Origin of the sequence: Flavicella sp., from assembly GCF_037132785.1 — a bacterium.
Lineage (GTDB): Bacteria > Bacteroidota > Bacteroidia > Flavobacteriales > Flavobacteriaceae > Flavicella.
This window is the reverse complement of the sequence record NZ_JBAHZZ010000172.1, coordinates 1-5,354: the sequence shown is the minus strand read 5'-3', so window position 1 is coordinate 5,354 and position 5,354 is coordinate 1. Positions and strand designations below refer to the sequence as shown.

General features: G+C 34.2%; 2 protein-coding genes and 1 pseudogene. All 3 read left to right on the top strand.

Going from position 1 to position 5,354, the window contains the following annotated elements; translation table 11 throughout:
- Positions 1 to 84 precede the first annotated feature (84 nt).
- On the top strand, positions 85 to 3,183 hold the full coding sequence (locus V5787_RS10840; protein WP_336893236.1) for a TonB-dependent receptor: 3,099 nt from the start codon (positions 85 to 87) through the stop codon (positions 3,181 to 3,183).
- Positions 3,184 to 3,194: 11 nt separating this feature from the next.
- Positions 3,195 to 4,904, top strand: coding sequence for a RagB/SusD family nutrient uptake outer membrane protein (locus V5787_RS10835; protein WP_336893235.1), 1,710 nt, complete (start codon positions 3,195 to 3,197; stop codon positions 4,902 to 4,904).
- A 360-nt stretch (positions 4,905 to 5,264) separates the two neighbouring features.
- Positions 5,265 to 5,354: pseudogene (locus V5787_RS10830) on the top strand (IS1595 family transposase); the annotation flags it as partial.

Here is a 5,354-nt window from a genome sequence, read left to right as displayed (position 1 = left end):
CGTAAATCACAAATGCTATCTGCAAAAGTAGGTGTTATTTGTAGTTTCATGGCTTGAATATACATCTTAATAAGCTAACAGACAATGATTTACACCCTAAGTTTGGATATTTGTTTTTGTCATGTACCTTGCAACGGTCTTAATTTCACAATAAACTTATCAAACCCAAACACAACCTTAACATTTTCATATATCGGTTTTAAATCTAAAGAAATACCTACAAAAGGAAAAAACCATATTAACGTTATATTAGGTGAAGACATTTCTGAACTTGACGAAGTAGTTGTTGTTGGTTATGGTATACAGAAAAAAGTAACATTAACAGGTGCAGTAACTCAAGTTGGCTCTGAAGTTTTTGAAAACAGAGCAACATCAGACGCTGTACAGTCCTTACAAGGCTCTGTACCTGGATTAGTGGTTTCGAATTCATCAACAGGAGGAGAACCTGGAACTTCACCTAATATGAACATACGTGGTTTATTAGCAAGTAATTCTATCGATGGTGGTGCTGGTTCATTTGTTGATGCTCAGCCATATGTACTTGTAGATGGTATCGAAATGAGCTTAAGTAATATCGATCCTGAAGATATCGAATCTGTTTCGGTACTTAAAGATGCTGCAGCAGCCTCTATATATGGGTCAAGAGCATCAGGTGGTGTCATCCTCGTTACAACCAAAAGTGGTAAAAACATGAATGGAGCAGCTAAAATATCTTATAGTAATAATTTTTCTTTTGGACAACCAACAGTATGGCCAAAAAGTGCGAGTGCTATAAATTTTGCTTATGCTGTTAATGATTCTAGAACAAATAATTTTCAAACAGCATATCATGACGATACAGATTTAGGAAATATTTTAGCGAACATGAAAAGCCCTGGTAGTGCACCAACAATTAGTGCGAATGTAGCTGGCACAGATTGGGATTATGGTACACTAGGTATTGCAGGTACTGCCGCTACAGAATGGGATGATATTATTTTTAACGATATGTCGGAAAGACGTAAGCATAATTTAAATATAACAGGAGGTGACGAAAAATTAAATTATTACATCTCTGCTGGTGCTTATCATGAAGGTGGCTTATTAGCCGTTGGAGACGAATCTTTCCAAAGATACAACTTGGATGCGAAATTTTCTACACAAGTTAATAAATGGTTAAATATTGAATTATTAACTAAAGTCATGAAAAGCTATTCGGATTTTCCTACAGAAGTTAGCAGTAATAGCGTAGCATGGAACAAATCCCGAGTTTTAGATTTACTTTCTAAATTAAAACCAACCTTACCATTGGTAGACCCAATTTATGGTTCAGAATTACTCCAACACAAGTATTATACCGCTTGGGATTCACAACGTGCCAAAACAGAAAACAACCAACTTATTTTAATTCCTAGAATTATTATTGAGCCTATAAAAGATTTAAAATTCACAGCTCAATTAAACTACAAGAGAAATAACAACTTACAAGAAGTAATCATCTTATCAAGTCAAGTTATAAGACCTTCTGGTCTTATTGATCAAGTATCTCAGGAAAACACATCTTATTCAGCTACTTTAGTAACAAATGAAACGTTCTCTCCAAACATTTTTACGACTTATGATAAGTCAGTTGGAAATCATAATTTTCATGGCATCATAGGATATCAAAGTGAGGTTTATGATTTTCATTCTCTATCAGGATATACTAATTATTTAATTACAGATAGTGTAGTTTCTTTTGATACATCATTGTCCGATGACCAACTATTAAGTGACGCTATCTCAAATTGGTCAACACAAAGTGTTTTTAGTAGATTTAGATATAATTACAAAGAAAAATATTTATTTGAGTTTAGCTACCGTAGAGATGGTTCTTCAAGGTTTGAGCCAGATAATAGATGGGCAGGTTTTCCTAGCTATTCAGTAGGATATAATATTGCAAAAGAAGATTTTTGGCCGTTTGATGATATTAGTACTTTTAAAGTAAGAGGTTCTTACGGTACTCTTGGCAACCAAAATGTTCCTAATTTTTTATACCTTACCAATATAGCATTAAATACAACAGGAACAGCCTATTTATTTGATGGAGAAAGAGAGATCTATTCTTATACACCAAACTTAGGGAGTGAAAACTTAACTTGGGAAACTGTAAAAACTACAGATATTGGTTTTGATGTTAACGCTTTAAATAACAGACTAGGCTTCGGCTTTTCATGGTACAGAACCGATATTGATGGTATGGTTGCACAGGGTGTTGATTTGCCGACCCAGCTTGGTGCTACTGCTCCACAAACCAACATAGGAACTTCTAGAGTGCAAGGCTGGGAACTTGAAGCAACATGGAAACAACAATTAGGGGATTTCGGCTATAATATTAGAGCTGTATTGTCTGATTACAAAAGAACTATAGTAGACTATCCTAACGAAAGTAAATCCTTAAACATGTACCGTAAAGGACAAGATTTAGGAGAAATCATGGGCCTTACCTGGGATGGCTGGTTTATGACAGATGCTGAAGCTGCTAACCATTCCATAGACCAATCTTGGGTTACTGGTTGGGATTATTCTGCCGGTGATACTAAATATAAAGATTTGAATGGTGACAATGTAATTGATAGAGGTGATTGGGTTGAAGGTGACACAGGAGATTTTAGTGTTATTGGTAATTCTACACCGCGTTATCAATATGCCATAAACCTTGGTGTTAATTATAAAAATTTCGATTTCAACGCCTTTATACAAGGTGTCGGCAAAAAAGATGTATTATTATCAAATCACATACGTTTTAGAGGTCCTGCATCAGGTGAATTTCATTTTAATGTATGGGAAGAACACTTAGACTATTTTAGAGCTGAAGACACTGCAAGTCCATTGGGTGCAAATACCGATGCTTATTTCCCTAAACCTTATATGAATGGTACAGGAAGAAATAATAAAAATTATCGATATAACGTAGATCGTTATATCCAAAATGGTGCTTATGTCAGACTTAAAAGTATACAAATAGGTTATACTATACCAAGGTCTGTTACACGTAAGTATAAAATTAACAAAATTAGAATATTTCTTACTGGAGAAAATTTATTTACTATTAGTGACTTGATGTTCTTTGACCCTGAAATTGTTACTTCTAGTGTAGCTGGTAGTGCACAATCTTACCCATTATCTAAGTTAATTTCAACAGGAATAAATCTATCATTCTAAATTACATAATCATGAAATATATATTTAAGTTAATTATTCTAAGCACCGTGATATCATTATCATCTTGTGATGATTTTTTAGAGATGACACCCTTAGATGAAATATCAGAAGTCGACTTTTATAAAACAGAAGAAGACTTAAGAACTGCAGTTAATGCTTTTTATCAAGACCTACCTGGATGGGGTTCAATATCTCTTGGTTTTAATGCCTTACCAGATAGCGGTACAGACATGTTGACTTCTGAAAACATTAGCGGTCGACTAAGTGGCTTTAACTATTCCATTCCAACTTCTGCTTCAGGTAGTGATTGGGGTAAATGGGATGAAATAAGAGAAACCAATTGGTATCTAGCCCATGTAGATCAAGCTGAAGGTGAAGAAACTGAAATTAATCAATATATTGGTGAAGGGTATTTCTTTAGAGCCTATCACTATTTTGATCTTTTAGTGGACTATGGCGATTTGCCAATTTTTAATCAATACTTTGATGATACCAATTTAGATTTAGTGTTTAAAGCTAGAGACCCCAGAAATGAAGTAGCAGACTTTATTCTTTCAGATTTAAACACTGCTATTTCTTTATTACAATCCTTTCCAGATATTTCAACTTCTCCTCGTATAAGTAAAGAGGCTGCCTTACTATTAAAGTCAAGAGTAGCACTTTATGAAGGCACTTGGGAAAAGTATCATCTTGGAACCGATCATGGTGTAGATGGATCTGATGGTTCTAGTTATTTACAAATTGCTGCTGAAGCGTCTGAAGAGCTAATAGACAGTGGAGTATTTTCACTTCACAATGATTACAAATCATTATTCAATCAGATAGGCTTAAGCGGGAATATTGAAGTCATTTTATGGAGAGATTACGATGATCTAGCATTAGGAATTAATAACGTTTTACAAACTTCTTGGCCTAATCGTTGTGGATATACCAGATTTGCAGTTCGTAGTTATTTATGTAGCGATGGAAATCCTATTTCGGCAAGTCCGTTATATACTGGAGACCAAAATTTATCAACCATTGAAACCAATAGAGACCCTAGATTAGCGGCAACAATTATGGTTCCTGGAGATTTGCTTAAAATAGACACGGATGGCTCAGAGCTTGCCTGGGAAAACCCAGATTTTTCTACAACTGATTCAGGAAATACTGGCTACGAATCACAAAAATATAGGGACGTGAATATAGATGGGAATTTAAGTGATTTTACTAGAGAAACGTCTAAAATAATTATGCGATATGCCGAAGCTTTATTGATTTTTGCTGAAGCTAAAGCTGAATTAGGTGATATTTCACAAGCAGATTTAGATAAATCTATTAATATGCTACGTAATCGTGTCAATATGCCAGGTATTACATTAGGAAGTATTACAGCCGATTCAAACTGGCCAAATTACGGATATTCGCTAACCGACATCTTGTATGAAGTACGTAGAGAACGTTCTGTAGAGTTAATGGCAGAAGGATTTAGAGCAGATGACCTTTACAGATGGAGAGCTCATAGCTTATTCAATGGAGACACTCCTAGAGGTGCTTTTTATGCAGACGGCATAGTAAATATAGAATTAGAGGAGGGAAATGCGCAATTAGATGCTGAAGGGTATCTTACACCTTTTGCAAATTTAGGAAACTATACTTTTGATGTGAAAGCATATTTAAAACCAATCCCGTTAGATGAGTTAATTCTGAACCCAAATTTAACACAAAACCCAGGTTGGTGATTAATTTTTTTTGATTTAAATTGATTTTTAGATTGCTCAGTAATTAGAATAGAACTATAATTATTGGGCAATCTTTTTTTTGTGTAAAATTCAATTGTGTAAATTCGGTTTTTATGAAAAGTTAAGACCGTTGCAAGGTACATGACAAAAACAAAGATCCAAACTTAGGTTGTATGTCGTTGTTTGTTAGCTTATTAAGACGTGTATTTAAGTTATGAAACTACAAAGAACAGTTACTTTTTCAGATAGCATTTGTGATTTACGTACAAGAAAGATAAAAGCTACATTTTTTAGTCAAATTAATATTCTCTGAGTTAGTCATTTAGTTTCTGTGTCTTAGTGTCATTAACTATAACAGATATGGATGTTTTTCAAGGTCAAAATATACTGAGTTTTATAAAAGAACTGCCAAATGATGAAGCTTGTAAGGCTTATTTAGCCAAAATAAAA